The 21,330-nt window shown below is 56.1% G+C and carries 17 protein-coding genes; 12 read left to right on the forward strand and 5 right to left on the reverse strand.

The window, feature by feature from the left end:
* Nucleotides 1-177: 177 nt before the first annotated feature.
* The 4 genes from metA to aceK all read left to right on the forward strand — a co-directional run bounded on the left by metA (nt 178) and on the right by aceK (nt 6,254).
* Nucleotides 178-1,107 carry a homoserine O-acetyltransferase MetA gene (gene metA / locus B3B59_RS04940; protein ID WP_040077655.1) on the forward strand — a complete coding sequence of 310 codons (930 nt, stop codon included), beginning with the start codon at nt 178-180 and terminating at the stop codon, nt 1,105-1,107.
* Nucleotides 1,108-1,377: 270 nt separating this feature from the next.
* The gene (gene aceB, locus B3B59_RS04945; protein WP_286808249.1) at nt 1,378-2,979 is read left to right on the forward strand and encodes a malate synthase A; all 1,602 of its coding nucleotides are present in this window, start codon (nt 1,378-1,380) and stop codon (nt 2,977-2,979) included.
* A 156-nt stretch (nt 2,980-3,135) separates the two neighbouring features.
* A complete protein-coding gene (aceA, locus tag B3B59_RS04950) occupies nt 3,136-4,440 on the forward strand; it encodes an isocitrate lyase (protein WP_040078628.1) in 1,305 nt (434 codons plus the stop codon).
* Between the two features lie 56 nt (nt 4,441-4,496).
* Complete coding sequence (gene aceK, locus B3B59_RS04955; protein ID WP_286808251.1) at nt 4,497-6,254, forward strand: bifunctional isocitrate dehydrogenase kinase/phosphatase; 1,758 nt, start codon at nt 4,497-4,499, stop codon at nt 6,252-6,254.
* On the opposite strand, the gene B3B59_RS04960 is transcribed toward aceK, so the two are convergent.
* Nucleotides 6,212-6,634: an ASCH domain-containing protein gene (locus tag B3B59_RS04960; RefSeq protein ID WP_046885558.1), complete on the reverse strand. Its 423-nt coding sequence runs from the start codon at nt 6,632-6,634 to the stop codon at nt 6,212-6,214. The two genes, aceK and B3B59_RS04960, sit on opposite strands and share 43 nt — an antisense overlap.
* Nucleotides 6,635-7,459: a glyoxylate bypass operon transcriptional repressor IclR gene (gene iclR / locus B3B59_RS04965; protein ID WP_154298839.1), complete on the reverse strand. Its 825-nt coding sequence runs from the start codon at nt 7,457-7,459 to the stop codon at nt 6,635-6,637.
* Nucleotides 7,460-7,652: 193 nt separating this feature from the next.
* Between iclR and metH the strand changes: the two genes are divergently transcribed.
* From metH to rluF, 5 genes are all read left to right on the forward strand, one after another.
* Nucleotides 7,653-11,336, forward strand: coding sequence for a methionine synthase (gene metH / locus B3B59_RS04970; protein WP_286808252.1), 3,684 nt, complete (start codon nt 7,653-7,655; stop codon nt 11,334-11,336).
* A 182-nt stretch (nt 11,337-11,518) separates the two neighbouring features.
* Nucleotides 11,519-13,150: a Na/Pi cotransporter family protein gene (locus B3B59_RS04975; RefSeq protein WP_286808254.1), complete on the forward strand. Its 1,632-nt coding sequence runs from the start codon at nt 11,519-11,521 to the stop codon at nt 13,148-13,150.
* Between the two features lie 95 nt (nt 13,151-13,245).
* Nucleotides 13,246-13,539, forward strand: coding sequence for a type II toxin-antitoxin system CcdA family antitoxin (locus tag B3B59_RS04980; RefSeq protein ID WP_046885555.1), 294 nt, complete (start codon nt 13,246-13,248; stop codon nt 13,537-13,539).
* A complete protein-coding gene (locus B3B59_RS04985) occupies nt 13,539-13,856 on the forward strand; it encodes a CcdB family protein (protein ID WP_040077647.1) in 318 nt (105 codons plus the stop codon). Before B3B59_RS04980 ends, B3B59_RS04985 begins: the two co-directional genes overlap by 1 nt.
* Before the next feature lie 54 nt (nt 13,857-13,910).
* A complete protein-coding gene (gene rluF / locus B3B59_RS04990; RefSeq protein ID WP_286808256.1) occupies nt 13,911-14,780 on the forward strand; it encodes a 23S rRNA pseudouridine(2604) synthase RluF in 870 nt (289 codons plus the stop codon).
* Here rluF and B3B59_RS04995 read toward each other — a convergent pair whose 3' ends face one another.
* The 3 genes from B3B59_RS04995 to rtcR form a co-directional block, all read right to left on the reverse strand.
* Nucleotides 14,781-15,053 carry a DUF3811 domain-containing protein gene (locus B3B59_RS04995; RefSeq protein WP_286808258.1) on the reverse strand — a complete coding sequence of 91 codons (273 nt, stop codon included), beginning with the start codon at nt 15,051-15,053 and terminating at the stop codon, nt 14,781-14,783.
* Between the two features lie 49 nt (nt 15,054-15,102).
* Nucleotides 15,103-16,047, reverse strand: a complete 945-nt coding sequence (gene panS / locus B3B59_RS05000; protein WP_046885553.1) for a ketopantoate/pantoate/pantothenate transporter PanS — start codon at nt 16,045-16,047, stop codon at nt 15,103-15,105.
* Nucleotides 16,048-16,158: 111 nt separating this feature from the next.
* A complete protein-coding gene (rtcR, locus tag B3B59_RS05005) occupies nt 16,159-17,733 on the reverse strand; it encodes an RNA repair transcriptional activator RtcR (RefSeq protein ID WP_286808260.1) in 1,575 nt (524 codons plus the stop codon).
* 439 nt (nt 17,734-18,172) lie between these two features.
* On the opposite strand from rtcR, the gene B3B59_RS05010 reads away from it, so the two are divergent.
* The 3 genes from B3B59_RS05010 to B3B59_RS05020 are packed head-to-tail and all read left to right on the forward strand — an operon-like array spanning nt 18,173 to nt 21,324.
* Nucleotides 18,173-19,300 (forward strand): slipin family protein, encoded by a 1,128-nt coding sequence (locus B3B59_RS05010; RefSeq protein WP_286808262.1) that lies wholly within the window; start codon nt 18,173-18,175, stop codon nt 19,298-19,300.
* A 4-nt stretch (nt 19,301-19,304) separates the two neighbouring features.
* Nucleotides 19,305-20,531, forward strand: a complete 1,227-nt coding sequence (locus B3B59_RS05015) for an RtcB family protein (RefSeq protein WP_286808263.1) — start codon at nt 19,305-19,307, stop codon at nt 20,529-20,531.
* A 4-nt stretch (nt 20,532-20,535) separates the two neighbouring features.
* Nucleotides 20,536-21,324: a nucleotidyltransferase domain-containing protein gene (locus B3B59_RS05020; protein ID WP_040077640.1), complete on the forward strand. Its 789-nt coding sequence runs from the start codon at nt 20,536-20,538 to the stop codon at nt 21,322-21,324.
* Nucleotides 21,325-21,330: the final 6 nt, after the last annotated feature.

Raw genomic sequence — 21,330 nt, forward strand, 5'->3', positions numbered from 1 at the left:
GCGGGGTTTTTTGCTTTGCAATCTTATCCATTTTATAACCCATCCGATCCTACCATTTACCTTCCTTGAAACTTTCTCACCTTTCCCATCCCTGACTCGACATTTCGGCGATTCCTGGTTATTGTCAGCTATCTGGATGTCTAAACGTTTATACGTATGCTTTGAGGATGTAAGGTTATGCCAATTCGGGTGCAGGACGAGCTACCAGCCGTCAATTTCTTGCGTGATGAGAACGTCTTTGTTATGACGGCTTCACGTGCTACAGGTCAGGAAATTCGTCCTCTGAAGGTTCTTATCCTCAACCTGATGCCGAAAAAAATCGAGACTGAAAATCAGTTTCTTCGCCTGCTCTCCAACTCGCCGCTGCAGGTCGATATCCAGTTGCTTCGTATCGATGCGCGAGAGTCTCGCAATACACCATCAGAACACCTCAATAACTTTTATTGTAATTTCGACGATATCCGCAACGATAACTTCGATGGCCTGATTGTCACGGGAGCCCCGCTCGGCCTGGTGGAATTTAATGACGTTGCGTACTGGCCGCAGATCAAGCAAGTGCTTGAATGGGCAAAGGATCATGTCACTTCAACGCTTTTTGTCTGTTGGGCAGTACAAGCCGCGCTGAATATTCTCTACGGTATACCGAAGCAAACCCGTAGCGAAAAGCTGTCTGGCGTTTATGAACACCATATTCTTCATCCCCACGCACTGCTGACGCGTGGGTTCGATGACACCTTCCTGGCGCCCCATTCCCGTTATGCCGACTTCCCGGCGGCGCTCATTCGTGATTACACGGATCTCGACATCCTGGCAGAGACTGAAGACGGTGATGCCTATCTGTTTGCCAGTAAAGATAAGCGAATCGCGTTTGTTACCGGCCATCCGGAGTATGATCCCGATACGCTGGCGGGTGAATATTTCCGCGACGTGGAAGCCGGTTTGTCGCCTGAGTTGCCGTACAACTATTTTCCAAAAAATGATCCGCAGAACACGCCGAGAGCATCCTGGCGCAGCCACGGGAATTTGCTGTTTACCAACTGGCTCAACTATTACGTCTACCAGATCACGCCATACGATCTGCGCCACATGAATCCAACGCTGGAGTAATCTCCTGCCCGAAACGATCCTAAAGCGTTTCAGCACTCTTTATCAGGCACCTTCGGGTGCCTTTTTTATTTCCGAAATACCGCTCACCTTCAGATATTTTTTAAAAAACAGTCTAATCAAAGGCTTAAATGTCATTTTAAATTAAAATGGAAATTGTTTTTGATTTTAAGAAAATTATAGATAGTCTTATCTTTGCTGAGCGAAAACCGAACAACGATCTTTCGCGCGCATTGGGAAACTGTTTTTGGATCTTTGAAGAGGGGCAACACAATGACTCAACAGGCAACCACAGACGCTGAACTGGCGTTTACTCAGCCGTATAGCGAGCGGGAGCAACAAATTTTGACGTCAGAGGCGGTCGAGTTCCTGACTGAGCTGGTGACGCGCTTTACGCCAAAGCGCAACAAACTGCTGGCTGCGCGCATCCAGCAGCAGCAAGAGATTGATAATGGCAGGTTGCCTGACTTTATTTCGGAAACAGCTTCCATTCGTGAAAGTGACTGGCAAATTCGCGGCATTCCTGCTGATTTGCAGGATCGCCGTGTAGAGATCACCGGACCGGTTGAACGTAAAATGGTGATCAATGCCATGAACGCTAACGTCAAAGTCTTTATGGCAGATTTTGAAGACTCACTGGCACCGGACTGGCGTAAAGTAATCGAGGGACAGATCAATCTGCGCGATGCCGTAAACGGCACCATCAGCTATACCAACGGAGCCGGGAAAATTTACCAGCTCAAGCCTAACCCGGCAGTATTGATCTGCCGCGTTCGCGGCCTGCATCTGCCGGAAAAACATGTCACCTGGCGTGGGGAAGGGATTCCGGGCAGCCTGTTTGATTTCGCACTCTACTTTTTCCATAACCACAAAAGCCTGCTGGCCAAAGGCAGCGGCCCTTACTTCTATCTGCCAAAAACTCAGTCATGGCAAGAAGCCGCCTGGTGGAGCGAAGTCTTCAGTTATGCCGAGGATCGCGTCAATTTGCCGCGCGGTACCATCAAAGCCACGCTGCTTATTGAGACGCTGCCGGCCGTCTTCCAGATGGATGAAATCCTTCACGCCCTGCGCGATCACATCGTCGGGCTGAACTGTGGACGCTGGGATTACATCTTTAGCTATATCAAAACCCTGAAAAACTACCCCGACCGCGTCTTACCGGATCGTCAGGTAGTAACCATGGATAAAGCGTTCCTCAGTGCCTATTCACGCCTGCTGATCAAAACCTGTCACAGACGCGGCGCGTTTGCCATGGGCGGCATGGCGGCCTTTATTCCGAGCAAAGATGCCGAACGTAACAACCAGGTGCTGACCAAAGTGAAGGCAGATAAAGAGCTGGAAGCGCGTAACGGCCACGATGGCACCTGGGTGGCACACCCGGGCCTGGCTGACACCGCGATGGAGGTCTTCAGTCGCATCCTCGGAGACAATCCAAACCAGCTGCATGTTACCCGCGCCGATGATGCGCCAGTCATCGCCAGCCAATTGCTGGAGCCGAGTGACGGCGAGCGTACGGAAGAGGGGATGCGTGCCAACATCCGTGTCGCCGTGCAGTACATCGAAGCCTGGATCTCCGGCAATGGCTGCGTGCCCATCTACGGTCTGATGGAAGATGCGGCCACGGCGGAAATATCGCGCACGTCCATCTGGCAGTGGATTCATCATCAAAAAACACTCAGCAACGGCAAGCCGGTAACCAAATCCCTGTTCCGCCAGATGCTGGCAGAAGAGATGCAAAACATTCAGGAAGAGCTGGGAGAACACCGTTTCAGCAGCGGACGTTTTGCCGACGCCGCCCGCCTGATGGAGCAAATCACGACATCAGATGACTTAATCGACTTCCTCACCCTGCCAGGCTATCGCCTGCTGGCGTAAAGGCCCGGGCTATTTTGTTCGCCATTTTGGCGCGGGGCAGTGCTCAAAACCCTCCCGTACTATAAGTACGCGCCGGTTTCTGCGCTGCTCCCATGGCCAAACTGTCTTCACTGATAACGCCTGGGAAGCCAGGAATATAATATGGAGCATCTGCACATGAAAACCCGTACCCAACAAATCGAAGAATTACAAAAAGAGTGGACCCAACCGCGCTGGGAAGGCATCTGTCGCCCGTATAGCGCAGAGGAAGTGGTGAAATTACGCGGCTCGGTCAACCCGGAGTGCACGCTTGCTCAGCATGGCGCGGCAAAAATGTGGAAGCTGCTGCACGGGGGCGCCAAAAAAGGTTATATCAATAGCCTCGGCGCGTTAACCGGCGGCCAGGCGCTGCAGCAGGCAAAAGCCGGGATTGAGGCGGTCTATCTCTCCGGCTGGCAGGTGGCAGCAGATGCTAACCTGGCCTCAAGCATGTATCCGGATCAATCGCTCTACCCGGCGAACTCTGTCCCTTCGGTGGTGGATCGGATCAACAATAGCTTCCGTCGGGCGGATCAGATCCAGTGGGCGGCCGGGATTGAGCCTAACGATCCCCGTTTTGTAGATTACTTCCTGCCGATCGTTGCCGATGCGGAAGCCGGGTTTGGTGGTGTACTTAACGCCTTCGAATTGATGAAATCGATGATTGAAGCCGGTGCAGCGGCCGTTCACTTTGAAGATCAGCTCGCCTCGGTGAAGAAGTGTGGCCATATGGGGGGCAAGGTACTGGTTCCCACGCAGGAAGCCATTCAGAAATTGGTTGCGGCTCGTCTGGCAGCGGACGTGCTGGGCGTACCAACGCTGGTCATCGCCCGAACTGACGCAGATGCGGCAGATCTGATCACCTCGGATTGCGACCCCTACGACAGCGAATTTATCACCGGCGAGCGCACCCGCGAGGGGTTCTACCGCACCCATGCCGGCATTGAGCAGGCTATTAGCCGTGGTCTGGCCTACGCCCCCTATGCTGACCTGGTGTGGTGCGAAACCTCCACGCCAGACCTGGCGCTAGCGAAACGCTTTGCCGACGCCATCCACGCGAAGTACCCGGGCAAACTGCTGGCCTATAACTGCTCCCCATCCTTTAACTGGCAGAAAAATCTCGACGATAAAACCATCGCCAGCTTCCAGCAGCAGCTCTCTGATATGGGCTACAAATACCAGTTCATCACCCTGGCGGGTATTCATAGCATGTGGTTCAACATGTTCGACCTGGCGCATGCTTACGCACAGGGAGAGGGCATGAAGCACTATGTTGAAAAAGTGCAGCAGCCTGAATTTGCAGCGGGTAAAGAGGGTTACACCTTCGTTTCACATCAACAGGAGGTGGGAACAGGCTACTTCGATAACGTCACCACCATCATCCAGGGTGGAACCTCCTCCGTGACCGCGTTAACGGGGTCAACCGAAGAAGCCCAGTTCTGATATTTTCCCCTCACCCTCTCTCCATGAGAAGAGGGTGAGGGGCACTGGAGAACGTTATGTCGCGTGGCCTGGAATTACTGATTGCACAAACCATTCTGCAGGGCTTCGACGCCCAGTACGGCCGTTTTCTGGAAGTGACCGCCGGTGCCCAGCAGCGCTTTGAAAATGCCGACTGGCATGCCGTGCAACAGGCCATGAAGCAGCGCATCCACCTTTACGATCATCACGTCGGCCTGGTGGTAGAGCAGTTGCACTGTATTACCGAGGGCAAAAGCACCGATGAGGCCTTCCTGCTATGCGTGAAGGCGTACTATACCCAGCTATTACCGGATTACCCGCGCTTCGAGATTGCGGAGAGCTTTTTCAACTCCGTCTATTGCCGGTTATTTGACCACCGCTCGTTATCGCCTGAGCGGTTATTTATTTTCAGCTCTCAGCCAGAGCGCCGATTTCGCACCATCCCGCGCCCGCTGGCGAAAGATTTTTGGCCCGATAATGGCTGGGAAGCGCTGCTCCACCGGGTATTAAGTGATTTGCCACTGCGTTTACCCTGGCAGGATAAATCGCGCGATATCGGGTTTATCCATGCGCATCTGCGTGAATCGTTCGGCGACGCGATACTCAGGCAGAGCCATTTACAGGTGGCGAACGAACTCTTTTATCGCAATAAGGCCGCCTGGCTGGTGGGGAAGCTGGTCATGCCCTCCGCCACGGTCCCGTTGCTGTTGCCCATTCATCGTAGCGATGCGGGCGAGCTGTTTATCGATACCTGCCTGACCACCCATGCCGAAGCCAGCATCGTGTTTGGCTTCGCCCGCTCCTATTTCATGGTGTACGCACCGTTGCCTGCGGCCCTGGTAGAGTGGCTGCGCGAGCTCCTGCCGGGTAAAACCACGGCCGAGCTGTATATGGCGATTGGCTGTCAGAAGCACGGCAAAACGGAAAGCTACCGCGAGTATGTACAGTACGTCAGCCGCGCGGATGAGCGATTTATTGAGGCGCCCGGGATTCGTGGCATGGTGATGCTGGTCTTTACCCTGCCGGGATTTGATCGGGTTTTTAAAGTCATTAAAGATCAGTTCGCGCCGCAAAAGGAGATGACCGCTGCGCATGTCCGCGCCTGCTATCAGCTGGTTAAAGAGCATGACCGCGTGGGGCGGATGGCCGATACCCAGGAGTTTGAAAATTTTGTTCTGGATAAGCGGCAGATAGACCCGGCTCTGATGGCGCTTCTGTTGCAGGAGGCCTCCGGCAAAATCACCGATCTTGGCGATCAGATTGCCATCAGCCATCTTTATATTGAGCGGCGTATGGTGCCGCTCAATATCTGGCTGGAGCAGGTAGAAGGGCAGGCGCTGCGCGATGCCATTGAAGAGTACGGCAATGCCATTCGGCAGCTGGCGGCAGCCAATATCTTTCCTGGCGATATGCTCTTCAAAAACTTCGGCGTCACCCGTCACGGAAGGGTGGTGTTCTACGATTACGATGAAATTTGCTACATGACGGAGGTGAATTTCCGCGATATCCCGCCGCCGCGCTATCCCGAAGATGAGCTGGCCAGTGAACCCTGGTACAGCGTCTCGCCAGGGGATGTCTTCCCGGAGGAGTTTCGTCACTGGTTATGCGCTGACCCGCGCATCGGGCCGCTATTTGAAGAGATGCACGCCGACCTGTTCCGCGCCGATTACTGGCGCGGTTTGCAGTTACGTATTAAACAGGGGCATGTCGAGGATGTTTACGCCTACCGCCGCCGCCAACGGTTTTGTATTCGTTACGGCGTTTCGGCGGTCTCGACGACGGTGAACTCTTCATAAACCAGCTCCATCTCCGGCGACCAGCTGCCTTCGCGCTCGAAGAAGGCCTGGTGGGCCGATTGCCAGTAAGCCAGGCTGAGATCGCCTTCGCCTTCCAGGGCCGCCAGTTCAGGGCTCATTTCGTTAAAGCGTATGATTCGAAGCGCCATGGTGCGAATGACGCAGACGGCATCGCCTTTACCGTTGAGTACAATATGCATGGCGCCGGGCGTGACGGGTGGCAGCTCTTGCTGATAACTGGCTAACGAGCCGCAGGTGCCGCGCTTCTTCCCGGCGACGACCAGGGCGGCCAGCTCATCGGCCATTTCGGGTGAATCGCCGAAAGACCAGCAAAAAGCCTGAGGATATTTATCCTGCCAGTACGCTTTTAAATTGCTCATTCAGCGCACCCCTCCATAGGCCAGCGTCACCTCTTTCGCGGCTTTGATGACCAGCGCCCCCAGCTCGGTCACCCGATCGTCGGTCATGCGCGAAATGGGGCCGGAGATAGAGATGGCCGCAAACGGCTCGCGGTGCTCGTCAAAAATACAGGCCGCCAGACAGCGCAGACCCAGCGCATGCTCTTCGTCATCAAAGGAGTAACCGCGCTTGCGGGTCAGGGCCAGGTCCTCTTTCAGGTGCACGGGAGAGACCAGCGTGGCATGGGTATAAGCGTGCAGCCCTTTGCGGTGCAACAGCCCCGTCACCTGCTCTTCGCTCAACTGAGACAGAAACGCCTTCCCTGCACCCGAGGCGTGCATCGGCAGTTTACCGCCAATGGGGGCTGACATACGCATCAGCTGCGTACACTGCACCTGGTCGATAATAATCGCCTGATGATCGCTCTGGTCCAGCACCGCCAGGTTCACCGTCTCGCCAGACTCTTCCATCAGTTTACGCAGGATAGGGTGGACGATGGCCAGCAGATTGCGCGTCTGCAAAAAGCTGCTGCCCACGATAAACGCGTGCGCGCCCACTGCCCAGTGGCCCAGCTCACCGACCTGACGCACAAAGCCCAACTGCTGCATGGTGGTGAGCAGGCGGTGCGTCGTGGAGTTCGGCAGGCCAGCCTGCTGTGCCAGCTCGGTCAGCGCGACGCTACTGTGTGATTCGGCAATCCACTCCAGCAGTTTTAACCCACGGGTCAATGACTGAACTTGCCCACTTTGCGGTGCGGCGTTGGCAGCAGGTTTTCTGCCGCGTTTGGCGGGAACGGTAGCGACCATGATGGGCTCCTTTTTCTGTATCGTGGAAATCATTTTCGTTTTATTTGCTGCTTTTGCAACCGCTTTCATTGCTGGTCGGAGGTGTGATGCTGAACTTGTCTCATGTTACCGCTGTGTGACTTTTCCACCCTGCAAGATTATGCCAGTATGGAATGCAGCCTTATGGCCTTGTTGAGCGTAGTCGGGAGCGAGTGTGAGTAGCAAAGTAGATCAACTGCGCGCGCAGTTAAATGAACGCATTCTGGTGCTGGATGGCGGCATGGGCACCATGATCCAGAGCTATCGTCTGAGTGAAGAGGATTTCCGCGGCGAGCGCTTCGCCGACTGGCCCTGCGATCTGAAAGGTAACAACGATCTGCTGGTGCTGAGTAAGCCTGAGATCATCGCAGCTATCCATTACGCCTATTTCGAGGCGGGTGCCGATATCGTTGAGACGAACACCTTTAACTCGACCACTATCGCCATGGCGGATTATGAGATGGAATCCCTGTCGGCGGAGATCAACTACGAGGCGGCAAAGCTGGCGCGCGCCTGCGCCGATGAGTGGACCGCCCGCACGCCAGAAAAACCGCGCTACGTTGCCGGCGTACTGGGGCCGACAAACCGCACCGCCTCCATCTCTCCGGATGTTAACGACCCGGCGTTTCGCAATATCAGTTTCGATCAACTGGTGGCTGCCTACCGTGAATCGACCCGTGCGCTGGTGGAGGGCGGTTCCGATCTGATTCTGATTGAAACCGTTTTCGACACCCTGAACGCGAAAGCCGCGATTTACGCTGTCAAAGAGGAGTTCGAGACGCTGGGCGTGGATCTGCCGATCATGATTTCCGGCACTATCACCGACGCCTCCGGGCGTACCCTCTCCGGGCAGACCACCGAAGCATTTTACAACTCCCTGCGCCACGCCGACGCGCTCACCTTCGGCCTGAACTGCGCCCTGGGGCCGGACGAACTGCGCCAGTACGTGCAGGAGCTGTCCCGCATCGCAGAGTGCTACGTCACCGCGCACCCGAACGCCGGGCTGCCAAACGCCTTCGGTGAATACGATCTGGATGCCGACACCATGGCGGCACAAATCCGCGAGTGGGCCGAGTCTGGCTTCCTGAATATCGTCGGCGGCTGCTGCGGTACCACACCGGAGCACATCGCCGCCATGAGTAACGCGGTAGCCGGGCTGCCGCCGCGCAAGCTGCCGGACATCCCGGTTGCCTGCCGCCTCTCCGGCCTTGAGCCGTTGACCATCGGCGACGACAGCCTGTTTGTGAACGTCGGGGAACGTACTAACGTGACCGGTTCCGCGAAGTTCAAACGCCTGATCAAAGAAGAGAAGTACAGCGAAGCGCTGGACGTAGCGCGTCAGCAGGTAGAGAGCGGTGCGCAGATCATCGACATCAATATGGATGAGGGGATGCTCGACGCCGAAGCGGCGATGGTGCGCTTCCTGAATCTGATTGCCGGTGAGCCGGACATCGCCCGCGTGCCGATCATGATCGACTCCTCCAAATGGGATGTCATCGAAAAAGGGCTGAAGTGTATCCAGGGCAAAGGCATCGTTAACTCGATTTCGATGAAAGAGGGGGTTGAGAGTTTTATCCACCATGCGAAGCAGGTGCGTCGTTACGGCGCCGCCGTGGTGGTGATGGCCTTTGACGAAGTCGGCCAGGCCGATACCCGCGAACGCAAGATTGAGATCTGCCGCCGCGCATACAAGATTTTGACCGAAGAGGTGGGTTTCCCGCCGGAAGACATCATCTTCGACCCGAATATCTTTGCCGTGGCAACCGGCATTGAAGAGCATAACAACTACGCACAGGACTTTATTGGCGCCTGTGAAGACATCAAACGCGAGCTGCCGCACGCGCTGATCTCCGGTGGCGTATCGAACGTCTCGTTCTCGTTCCGCGGTAACGACCCGGTACGTGAGGCCATTCACGCCGTGTTCCTCTACTATGCCATCCGCAACGGCATGGACATGGGCATCGTCAACGCCGGACAGCTGGCGATTTACGACGACCTGCCCGCCGAACTGCGCGACGCGGTAGAGGATGTGATCCTTAACCGCCGCGACGACGCCACCGAGCGTATGCTGGAGCTGGCGGAGAAATACCGCGGCAGTAAATCTGATGACGCAGTCAATGTTCAGCAGGCCGAATGGCGCGCCTGGGACGTGAAAAAGCGTCTGGAGTATTCACTGGTCAAGGGCATTACCGAATTTATTGAAATCGATACCGAAGAGGCCCGCCAGCAGGCTGCGCGCCCGATAGAGGTGATTGAAGGCCCGCTGATGGACGGCATGAACGTGGTGGGCGATCTCTTCGGCGAGGGCAAAATGTTCCTGCCGCAGGTGGTGAAATCCGCACGCGTAATGAAACAGGCGGTGGCCTACCTTGAGCCGTACATCGAAGCCAGCAAAGAGAAAGGCTCCAGCAACGGCAAAATGGTCATCGCCACGGTAAAAGGCGACGTGCACGACATCGGCAAGAATATCGTCGGCGTGGTTTTGCAGTGCAACAACTACGAGATTATCGACCTCGGCGTCATGGTCCCGGCGGAGAAAATCCTCAAAACCGCGCGGGAAGAGAACGCCGACCTGATTGGCCTCTCCGGGCTGATTACCCCGTCGCTGGACGAGATGGTCAACGTGGCGAAGGAGATGGAGCGGCAGGGCTTTACCATTCCGCTGCTGATTGGCGGAGCCACCACCTCAAAAGCGCACACGGCGGTGAAAATCGAGCAGAACTACAGCGGGCCGACGGTATACGTGCAGAACGCCTCGCGCACCGTGGGCGTTGTCTCCGCGCTGCTCTCCGAAACTCAGCGCGATGACTTTGTCGCGCGTACCCGTAAAGAGTACGAAACCGTGCGCATCCAGCATGGCCGTAAAAAACCACGCACGCCGCCGGTCACGCTGCAGGCGGCACGGGAAAACGATCTGGCGTTTGACTGGTCTGCCTATACGCCGCCGGTGGCACACCGTCTGGGCGTGCAGGCGGTTACCGCCAGCATCGAAACGCTGCGTAATTACATCGACTGGACGCCGTTCTTTATGACCTGGTCGCTGGCGGGCAAGTACCCGCGCATCCTCGAAGACGAGGTCGTGGGGGAAGAGGCGAAGCGCCTGTTCAAAGATGCCAACGACATGCTCGATACCCTGAGTGCGGAGAAAACCCTTAATCCGCGCGGCGTAGTGGGCCTGTTCCCGGCCAACCGCGTGGGCGACGACGTGGAAATTTATCGGGATGAAACCCGTACCCAGGTGCTGGCCGTCAGTCGCCATCTGCGTCAGCAAACCGAGAAAATCGGCTTTGCCAACTACTGCCTCGCCGATTTCGTGGCGCCGAAGCTTTCCGGAAAAGCAGATTACATCGGCGCCTTCGCCGTAACCGGCGGCCTGGAAGAGGATGCGCTGGCAGACGCGTTTGACGCGCAGCATGATGATTACAACAAAATCATGGTGAAAGCGATCGCCGACCGTCTGGCGGAGGCCTTTGCAGAGTATCTGCACGAGCGCGTGCGTAAAGTGCACTGGGGCTATGCGGCGAACGAGAACCTCAGCAACGAGGATCTGATCCGCGAAAACTACCAGGGTATCCGTCCGGCGCCGGGCTATCCGGCCTGTCCGGAACACACTGAAAAGGGCACCATCTGGAAATTACTGGACGTAGAGGCCCATACCGGAATGAAGCTTACTGAGTCCTTCGCCATGTGGCCTGGCGCGTCCGTTTCCGGCTGGTACTTCAGCCATCCCGACAGTAAATACTTCGCGGTGGCGCAGCTTCAGCGCGATCAGATTGAAGACTATGCCCGACGCAAAGGGATGAGCGTGTCGGAAGTGGAGCGCTGGTTAGCACCTAACCTCGGTTACGATGCCGATTAACCTGCCCGCTCGCAGCAGGGCTGCCTCACTCGGGACGCCCTGTGCCTGATCTGGCTGTGCCAGAACTCACGTCACCTTTCCTTACAACTAACAGGGCGCTCATCGGGCGCCCTTTCTCTTTCTTACATTTAAACCCTTATACTGGAGTAAGGATGAATTAACGATAAGGAGAAACCACTTCCGTGCTGACTCTGTTACACCTGCTCTCTGCAGTGGCGCTGCTGGTATGGGGTACCCATATTGTCCGTACCGGTGTGATGCGCGTGTTCGGCGCACGTTTACGTACTGTTCTTAGCCGAAGCGTTGAGAAGAAGCCGCTCGCCTTTTGCGCGGGCATTGGCGTGACTGCTTTGGTGCAAAGCAGTAATGCTACGACTATGCTGGTCACCTCCTTTGTGGCGCAGGACCTGGTGGCGTTGACCCCTGCGCTGGTGATCGTGCTCGGTGCCGATGTGGGTACCGCGCTGATGGCGCGTGTCCTGACATTCGATCTCTCCTGGCTCTCGCCGCTGCTGATTTTTATCGGCGTTATCTTCTTTCTGGGGCGTAAGCAGACCCGCGCCGGGCAACTCGGGCGCGTGGGGATTGGCCTCGGTCTGATCCTGCTGGCGCTGGAGCTGATTGTGCAGGCCGTTACGCCGATCACCCAGGCCAACGGTGTGCAGGTCATCTTTGCCTCCCTGACCGGCGATATCATGCTGGATGCGCTCATTGGCGCGGTCTTTGCCATCGTCAGCTACTCCAGCCTGGCGGCGGTGCTACTGACGGCGACGTTAACGGCCGCCGGCGCCATCTCTTTCCCGGTGGCGCTCTGTCTGGTGATTGGCGCTAACCTTGGCTCCGGCCTGCTGGCGATGCTCAACAACAGCGCCGCCAATGCCGCTGCCCGCCGCGTGGCGCTGGGCAGCCTGCTGTTTAAGCTGGTGGGCAGTTTGATCATCCTGCCGTTTGTTCACCCGCTGGCAAACCTGATGGATAACCTGCAGCTGCCGAAGGCAGAGCTGGTGATCTACTTCCACGTCTTCTACAACCTGGTGCGCTGCCTGGCGATGGTGCCTTTCGCCGGGCCGATGGCGCGCTTCTGCAAACGGATGATCCGCGACGAGCCCGAGCTGGATTCGCGCCTCAAACCCAAGCACCTGGATACCTCCGCGCTGGATACGCCAGCGCTGGCGCTGGCCAATGCTGCCCGCGAGACGTTGCGGATGGGCGATGCCATGGAAACCATGCTCGATGGGCTGCAAAAAGTGATGCGTGGCGAACCGCGGGAAGAGAAAGCGCTGCGTAAACTGGCCGACGATATCAACGTGCTCTACACCGCTATCAAGCTCTATCTGGCTCGCATGCCGCAGGACGAACTGGCGGAAGAGGAGTCCCGCCGCTGGGCGGAGATTATCGAAATGTCGCTTAACCTTGAGCAGGCATCCGATATTGTGGAACGCATGGGCAGTGAAATCGCCGACAAATCGCTGGCGGCCCGTCGCGCATTCTCCCTTGAAGGGTTACAAGAGCTGGAAGCGTTACACGAACAGCTGGTGAGTAACCTGAAGCTGGCCATGTCGGTCTTCTTCTCCGGAGATGTGCCCAGCGCCCGCCGCCTGCGCCGTAACAAGCACCGTTTCCGCATTCTTAACCGCCGTTATTCCCACGCTCACGTCGAGCGTCTGCATCAGCAGAACGTGCAAAGCATCGAAACCAGCTCCCTGCACCTGGGCCTGCTGGGGGATATGAAGCGTCTCAATTCGCTCTTCTGCGCGGTGGCGTATAGCGTGATGGAGCAGCCGGACGAAGATGATGAGCGGGATGAGTATTAATCTCTGAAAGCGCCTCGTAAAACCATGTTGCGAGGCGTGACACCTTTTAAAGCGCCATTTACGCTTAAAACCTTATGATTTTAAGGGAATAGAAAATGGTTGTTTATTACGCTACACTTCGCCAATTCATGCGCATTTCGATGGGGGTTCTCATGCGCACTACTTCTGGCAATAAAAAATCAGTTAATGTGTCTTTAGCACCAGAAATTCTTGAAGAGGCGCGACGTCTTAATCTTAATCTCTCCGCTGTACTCACGGCTGCACTTCAGGAGCAGTTTCGTGTGCATCAGCGCGCCGCGTGGTTAGAAGAAAATAAAGCCTCTATCGAGGCTATTAACCAGTGGGTAGAGGAAAACGGCTCCTTTAGTGACTTTCAGAGATCTTTCTGATGAAGCAATATTTTGCTTATGAGAATGAAGGTAGGGGTAAAACGGCATATCCCTGGCTAATCAATATGCAGCATCCCGTGGCCAATGTGATGAAGCACCTTCTGGTCGCCCCCGCCGTTGAACTTAGCCATCTTCGAGGCGTTCAGCCACCTGCGAAAGTGTGCCCTGTCGTAGAGATAGCGGGTAAGCCCTGTGTGGTCATGATGCACATGATGGCAGGCATTTCACCAACAGAGTTGGGCAGGTGTGTCGCCGATCTTACGCAAAACCGGGCGTCATTGCGTGATGCGCTCGATTTTCTCATCAACGGTTACTAAGCCTTTTTTGTCAGCCGCAAGGTAAGGTATATTTCGCCCTTCACAGGAGAAACTATGCTGCCAGAACAATCAACCCGATTAAATAAATACATTAGCGAGAGCGGAATTTGCTCACGTCGCGAAGCAGACCGTTACATCGAACAGGGTAACGTGTTTATCAACGGCAAACGCGCCACCATTGGCGACCAGGTTACGCCCGGCGACGTGGTGAAAGTAAATGGTCAACTCATCGAGCCGCGTGATGCAGAAGACCTGGTATTTATCGCGTTGAACAAACCGGTTGGCATCGTTAGCACCACCGAAGACGGCGAGCGCGATAACATCGTTGATTTCGTCAACCACAGCACCCGCATCTTCCCGATTGGCCGCCTGGATAAAGACTCTCAGGGGCTGATTTTCCTCACCAACCATGGCGATCTGGTTAACAAAATCCTGCGTGCCGGTAACGATCACGAGAAAGAGTACATTGTGACGGTGAACAAAGCGGTCACCGATGAATTTATCCAGGGCATGGGCGCAGGCGTGCCGATTTTGGGCACCGTCACGAAGAAATGTAAGGTGAAGAAAGAGGGGCCATTCTCGTTTCGCATTACATTGGTACAGGGACTAAACCGCCAGATCCGTCGTATGTGCGAGCATTTCGGCTATGAAGTCACAAAGCTCGAACGCACGCGCATTATGAACGTCAGCCTGTCCGGTATTCCGCTGGGCGAGTGGCGCGACCTGACCGACGACGAGCTGATTGAGCTGTTCAGGCTGATCGAAAACTCCTCTTCTGAAGCGAAGCCAAAGGCGAAAGCAAAACCGAAAACGCAGGCGATTAAGCGCCCGGTCGTGAAGGCGCCGCCTGCTGAAGAAAAAGGGCGGGGCAAGCCCGCGGGGAAACGCTTTACCCAGCCGGGCCGTAAAAAGAAAGGGCGCTAATTAGCGCCTTCCACGGGTTGATGTATTGGCTGACCAGGAGAAGGTCGCCTCTGCATCCGGTTTATAAGCCTGCTCTTTTTTCAGCTTGCGGGCTTTCTTTGCCACGGCTTCACGCTGCGCCATCAGTTTATCGATGTACTCTTTTTTAACCTGATTGGTTTCGGCGTTCGTTAGCGTACGGCCATGCGCGATACGGGCGCGATCGAGTAGCGTTTTGAGTTCGCGCTGCTCGGCTTCTGTCATCTCTTTCTGGGTCAAACGGGGTGTCGCCATTGCGAAGCCTCCTGAAGGGGAGGCTTCAGTGTAAAGCAAGTGTCGCCAATTAACCCTGCTTTACCGCATCTTTTTTCGGTTGTTCATCAATCGCTTTGCCGGACCAGTAGCCCGCCAGCAGAGAGCCGGACAGGTTGTGCCAGACGGAGAACAGCGCGCCCGGCAATGCCGCCAGCGGTGAGAAGTAGATCTTGCCAAGCGCCGCCGCCAGGCCGGAGTTCTGCATCCCCACTTCAATGGCCAGCGTGCGGCAGGTGGATTCATCAAAGCCAAAGAGCTTACCGCCCCAGTAGCCACTCAGCAGCCCGATAATGTTGTGCAGCACCACCGCAATAATAACGACAAAGCCGACGGAGGCGATATGTGCAGCCGAGCCGGCCACCACGGCGCTGATAATTGCCAGAATACAGACCATCGAAAAGGCGGGCAGATACGGCTCAACCGCCTTTACCACGCGCGGGAAAAGATGGTGAATAACCAGACCCAGCGCAATAGGGATCACCACGATTTGCAGGATGCTGAGCAGCATTCCCATCACATCCACCTGAATATGCGCATCAACGTACAGGCGGGTTAACAGCGGGGTGGCGATCACGCCCACCAGGGTCGACACCGAAGAGATAGTCACCGAAAGTGCGACATCCCCTTTTGCCAGATAGATCATTACGTTAGAGGCGGTTCCGCTGGCAACGCTGCCCACCAGTACCATGCCGGCAGAGAGGTCAGGCGGCATTTTAAACGCCATCGCCAGCAGCCAGGCGGCGAGCGGCATGATCAGGTAGTGCAGGAAAGTGCCCGCCGCGACCGGTGCCGGGCGCGACAGCACGCGCTTAAAGTCGTCGATTTTTAAATGGACGCCCATGCCGAACATAATCAGCATCAGCAGGGTTGTGATCCAGGGGCCAATGGCGGTGAAATGGGTGGGCGTGTAATACGCGAGTACAGAGAGCAGCAGTGCCCATAGCGGGAACAGCCTGGTGATAACGGCTAACATAGGTTTTCCTTGCGATTGTGTTGTGTTGTTTCTTTATAAAAAAAGCCGGGTTCGAGCCCGGCCATAGGTATTGTTTATCCTGCTAATGAATTTTATTCAAACAAATTCTCTTCATGATCCCGCGCGGAGGCTCTCCCAGCTCAGCCCAAAGCGGGCCAGGTATTTACGTAGCCTGTCGGCATCGTTTGGATTCGCCTTTTTTAATCGCGAAACAGCAAAAAGCTCACGGCCCGCCTCGGAGAGTGAAGCACTGCGCCGACACACCTCCAGCACCGTCTCCAACTGACGCTGCTCGAAGAGATCGATCTCAGGCAGTGGCGTTGTCGACGCTGTTTGCCAGCTGGCCTGCAGGCGCTCAATTTCCTCTTCTACCAGCACCAGGGTAATGCGTCCCTGTTCGGCAAGGGTCGCCATGCGCGCTATCGATGCGCTCAGTTCGCGGAAATTACCGCGCCACAGCGCGGAGGGAGAACTGGCGAAGCGCAGATAGCGCTCGCGCGCGTCTTTATCAAATCGTACCTGCGCCTGCGCTTCGGTCGAAAAACGGTGCAGTTCGTACTCTACGTTCGGCGCAATATCCTCCCGGCGCTGTGCCAGCCCCGGCAGCGCGAAGCTCCACATATTGATACGGGCGTAGAGATCTTCGCGAAAACGACCTTCCGCCACCCACTGGCGCAGATCCCGGTGCGTGCCCGCGATCAGCTGAAAATCACTCTGCACCTCTTTATCCGAGCCAAACGGGAAAAAGGTCTTCTCTTCAATGGCCTTTAACAGCATGGCCTGTTCGTCGAGGCCCAGTTCCGCAACCTCATCTAAAAACAGCACGCCGCCGTCGGCCTCACGTAATAGCCCCGTTCGGGCCGTCTGCGCGCCGGTAAAGGCCCCTTTCACATGGCCGAACAGCGTCGACATGGCGTTGTCGCCGCGCAGCGTGGCGCAGTTCACCGCGACTAATCTGCCAGAGACCCGATGGCGCGCCTGTTTAAGCTGATAAATACGGTTGGCGAGAAACGACTTGCCAGCCCCCGTCGGGCCTGTCAGCAGTAGAGGCGCCGTAGAACGCAGCGCAACGCGCTCAATCTGATCGATAAGGGCGTTAAAAGTGGCATTGCGGGTGTCGATTCCGGCTTTCAGGAACGAAACGGACTGCTGCTGCTCGCGCTGAAAGCGGCTGGTTAAGGTCGTATACCGGCTCAAATCCAGGTCGATGATTGAGTAACTGCCCGCGGCGATGGCCTCTTCCGGCGCGCCTCTGGCGGCCGGGCCGGTTTGCAGCAGGCTGGCAGGGAGGTAGCGCGCTTCGGTCAGTAAAAACCAGCAAATCTGCGCCACGTGCGTCCCGGTGGTGATGTGCACCAGATACTCTTCATTGTCCGTATCGAAGGGGTAGTGGGTCGCAAAGTCGAGAAACGCGGCGTACACCTCTTCAAAATCCCAGGGGTCTTTTATGATGACCGGGCAAGGGCGAACCTCGGTATGGGGTGAAAGAAGGGCGATATCTTCTGCGATCTGCTGAGCCATGCTCTGATCGTGCGGCTGGTGAATGAGCTCCAGTCGGTCGACAGGAAAGTCTGGCTGCTGACACAGCCCGACGGTAGGCCGCCATTTGCGAAAGCGGTTTGCCCGTTTTCCGCGTTTATCCATCACCGTGCCGAGCACGCCAATCACCACCCGCCGTTTCTTCATGTTTATCCCACAAGATAAAAATCGATATCAAAAGATAAAAATTATCAGCAGATCATGCAATGTCAAAATAGACGATAAAAAATAAATATCTATTAATTCAGCTACATAAAATTTTATTCGTCATTTTCCTTTTGTTGGCACGCTTATGGCAATAACTCCTCTGTCAGTACGTTGAGCTCGCAGGGGGTTAAGGCCCCGCCGGCGCACCAGGAACGGCGAACACTGTTTTCCCGGGGCGTTCCGTCAACCAATGACACCCAGGGGTTCGATTCCCCATTCATTTCCCCAATGAAAACTGGTTGTGACTCATAAATGGTAAAGAGGGGCGGTGTTTTAGCCCCAAAGAAGGTGGCCGGTAACGGTGCCGGATCGCAGGCAAGAGGGATCTCCCCTGCGGTTTCGCTCCTGCACCCGCCCCTGATTTTAAAAGGAAAATAAAATGATAAAAAAAATTACGGTACGCAAAGGTCAACTGGCGCTGCTGGCGAAGCGTGGCGATTACTACAAGGTACTTGAGGCGGGTGAACACCGCCTGCCATGGTTCAACACGCCGGACGTATTAGTGGTTAGCCGCGACGGCAGTGAAGTCCCGGCAGCCCTGGCCGACTATTTACGCCGCTTCCAGCCAGCCTGGGTAGACACATACTGCCTCGTCGTGGAATTAACAGATAATGAAGTCGGGGTGTTGTACAGGAATGGCGTCATTGAGGAGGTGATCCCTCCCGCCTCCCGACGTCTGTTCTGGCAGGAAGATGACGCGCTGAAGCTGGTGCGGTTCGACACGCGCCAGGTTCAGGTGCCCGACGACGTGATGGCTGCCGTATTGCAGCCCCGTCGTAACGGCGCGGTGAAAGGGCGCGACGCGATACAGGTGGTTCAGGTGCCCGCCTGGCACGTGGGGGTATTAAAAATCGATGGTGAAACCCAGCCGTTGTTAATGCCGGGCATGAGCGCCTGGTGGAAAGTGAATCATCTGGTCGAGGCGGAGGTAGTCGATACCCGTTTGCAGGTGCTGGAAGTGGCGGGGCAGGAGATCCTGACGAAGGATAAAGTGAACCTGCGCCTCAATCTTGCGGCGAACTGGCGTTATCGCGATGTGTTGCAGGCATTTGGCCAGCTTACCCGTCCGCTTGATCATCTGTACCGCGAATTGCAGTTTGCTCTGCGCGAAGCGGTAGGTACCCGTACGCTGGACGAACTGCTCGAAGATAAGCAGGTCATTGACGAGGTGGTTAGCAAGCAGGTTGATGCCCGAATGGCACCCTTTGGGATCGATATCGCCTCTTTAGGGGTGAAAGACATTGTCTTACCGGGGGATATGAAAACCATCCTCTCCCGCCTGGTTGAGGCTGAAAAATCGGCGCAGGCTAACGTCATCCGCCGACGCGAAGAGACCGCCGCCACCCGTTCGCTGTTAAATACGGCGAAAGTGATGGAAAACAACCCGGTTGCTCTGCGCTTAAAAGAGCTGGAAACGCTGGAAAGAGTGGCAGAACGCATCGATAAAATCTCGGTGTTTGGTGGCCTGGATCAAGTCCTGCACGGATTAGTGAATCTAAAGGGGTAGTGCAATGCAGCATCACGAATTTCAACTTTTGACGGCGCAGAACAGTGCGCCGGTAAAAATGTGGACCCATGGGTTTCCGGTCGAGCCCGAGGCGCAAGAGCAACTGCTGAACACCGCAAGAATGCCCTTTATCTTTAAACATCTGGCGGTGATGCCGGATGTGCATCTCGGTAAAGGGTCGACCATTGGCAGCGTCATTCCGACCAAAGGGGCCATTATTCCGGCGGCGGTGGGCGTCGATATCGGCTGTGGGATGATCGCCGTGCGCACCTCGCTGGTGGCCAGCGATCTGCCGGATAACCTGAGCGGATTGCGTAGCGCCATTGAGCAGGCGGTGCCGCACGGACGGACTAACACCCGTTCTCGTCGCGATAAAGGGGCCTGGGAAACGCCCCCTGCGGAAGTGGATGCCCACTGGGCCGGGCTGGCGCCGCGCTTCAAACGGCTGACGGATAAATACCCTCAGTTGCTGAAAACTAACAATTATCAGCATCTGGGTACGCTGGGCACCGGTAACCACTTTATTGAAGTGTGCCTCGATGAACAGCAGCGAGTATGGGTGATGCTGCACAGCGGTTCGCGCGGCGTAGGAAATGCGATTGGCAACCTGTTTATCACCCTGGCCCAGAAAGATATGCAGCAACATCTCGCGCATTTGCCGGATAAAAACCTGGCGTATTTCCAGGAGGGGAGCCGCCACTATAACGACTACATCGAAGCCGTGGAGTGGGCACAGGATTTTGCGCGTCATAACCGCGAGGTGATGATGTCCCGGGTACTGAGCGCACTGTCACACATAATCGCCAAACCCTTTATGACTCAGCAAGAGGCGGTCAATTGCCACCATAACTACGTGCAGAAAGAGCACCATTTTGGCGAAGAAGTGCTGGTTACGCGTAAAGGGGCGGTGTCGGCGCAAAAGGGGCAGTTGGGGATTATCCCCGGTTCAATGGGGGCGAAGAGCTTTATCGTGCGCGGGTTGGGCAATGAAGAGAGTTTTTGCTCCTGCAGCCACGGGGCCGGACGTGTAATGAGCCGGACGGCGGCGAAAAAACGGTTCACCGTGGCGGATCAGATCCGCGCCACCGCCCATGTGGAGTGCCGGAAAGACAGCGAGGTGATCGATGAGATCCCCATGGCATATAAAGACATCGAAGCCGTGATGGCGGCGCAATCGTCCCTGGTCGAAGTGGTCCATACCTTGCGTCAGGTGGTCTGTGTAAAAGGATAAAAAGATGGCAAATAACGGAGTCGATGCCGCCATGCGTGACCGCGTGCGGCAGCAGCTAGAAGAGGTCGAACGGCGCTTTAACGTGAAGGTGCTTTACGCCTGCGAATCGGGCAGCCGGGGCTGGGGCTTTGCCTCACCGGATAGCGACTACGACGTGCGCTTTCTCTATGTGCATCAACCTGAATGGTACCTGCGCGTTGAGCCGCAGCGCGATGTGATAGAGCTGCCGATAGATGACGAACTGGATGTTTGCGGCTGGGAATGGCGCAAAGCGCTGGGCTTGCTCAAGGCGGCGAACCCCACCTTAATCGAGTGGCTCGATTCGCCGGTGGTCTATCAGCAGAACGACGCGGTATTAGCGGAGCTGCGAGCATTAGTCCCGCAGTGGTTTTCCCCGGTGCGGGCACGCTGGCACTACTACTCAATGGCACGGAAAAACTTCCGCGGCTATTTGCAGGGAGATGAGGTTCGGCTGAAGAAGTACTTTTACGTTCTGCGTCCGCTGTTAGCGGTGCGCTGGGTCGAAGCGGGCAGAGGGGTGCCGCCGATGCGGTTTGCCGAGCTGTTGGCAGGAAGCGAGCTGGAGCCGCCGCTACGCCAGGAAATAGATGAACTCCTGGCTATCAAACAGCGCGCCGGTGAAGCGCAGTACGGCCCCCGACGGCCGCTTCTGCACGCGTTTTTGCAGCAAGAGCTGGCGCGGGGTGAGGTGCCGCCTACGCTGCCTGATGGCCGTGAAGGCGACATAAAAACGCTGGATGCCCTGTTGATGAAAACAGTGCTGGCGAGCTAAAAAAAG

The organism is Leclercia sp. UBA2479, assembly GCF_002341985.1.
Lineage (GTDB): Bacteria > Pseudomonadota > Gammaproteobacteria > Enterobacterales > Enterobacteriaceae > Enterobacter > Enterobacter pneumoniae.

Bases quoted from the DNA above. Each gene is read 5' to 3' on its own strand.
- B3B59_RS05015 (WP_286808263.1), top strand. From the start codon at position 19,305: ATGCAGCATCACGAATTTCAACTTTTGACGGCGCAGAACAGTGCGCCG.
- aceB (WP_286808249.1), top strand. From the start codon at position 1,378: ATGACTCAACAGGCAACCACAGACGCTGAACTGGCGTTTACTCAGCCG.
- B3B59_RS04995 (WP_286808258.1), bottom strand. From the start codon at position 15,053: ATGGCGACACCCCGTTTGACCCAGAAAGAGATGACAGAAGCCGAGCAG.
- B3B59_RS04980 (WP_046885555.1), top strand. From the start codon at position 13,246: ATGGTTGTTTATTACGCTACACTTCGCCAATTCATGCGCATTTCGATG.
- rluF (WP_286808256.1), top strand. From the start codon at position 13,911: ATGCTGCCAGAACAATCAACCCGATTAAATAAATACATTAGCGAGAGC.
- panS (WP_046885553.1), bottom strand. From the start codon at position 16,047: ATGTTAGCCGTTATCACCAGGCTGTTCCCGCTATGGGCACTGCTGCTC.
- iclR (WP_154298839.1), bottom strand. From the start codon at position 7,459: ATGGTCGCTACCGTTCCCGCCAAACGCGGCAGAAAACCTGCTGCCAAC.
- aceA (WP_040078628.1), top strand. From the start codon at position 3,136: ATGAAAACCCGTACCCAACAAATCGAAGAATTACAAAAAGAGTGGACC.
- metA (WP_040077655.1), top strand. From the start codon at position 178: ATGCCAATTCGGGTGCAGGACGAGCTACCAGCCGTCAATTTCTTGCGT.
- aceK (WP_286808251.1), top strand. From the start codon at position 4,497: ATGTCGCGTGGCCTGGAATTACTGATTGCACAAACCATTCTGCAGGGC.
- B3B59_RS05010 (WP_286808262.1), top strand. From the start codon at position 18,173: ATGATAAAAAAAATTACGGTACGCAAAGGTCAACTGGCGCTGCTGGCG.
- B3B59_RS04985 (WP_040077647.1), top strand. From the start codon at position 13,539: ATGAAGCAATATTTTGCTTATGAGAATGAAGGTAGGGGTAAAACGGCA.
- B3B59_RS05020 (WP_040077640.1), top strand. From the start codon at position 20,536: ATGGCAAATAACGGAGTCGATGCCGCCATGCGTGACCGCGTGCGGCAG.
- rtcR (WP_286808260.1), bottom strand. From the start codon at position 17,733: ATGAAGAAACGGCGGGTGGTGATTGGCGTGCTCGGCACGGTGATGGAT.
- B3B59_RS04960 (WP_046885558.1), bottom strand. From the start codon at position 6,634: ATGAGCAATTTAAAAGCGTACTGGCAGGATAAATATCCTCAGGCTTTT.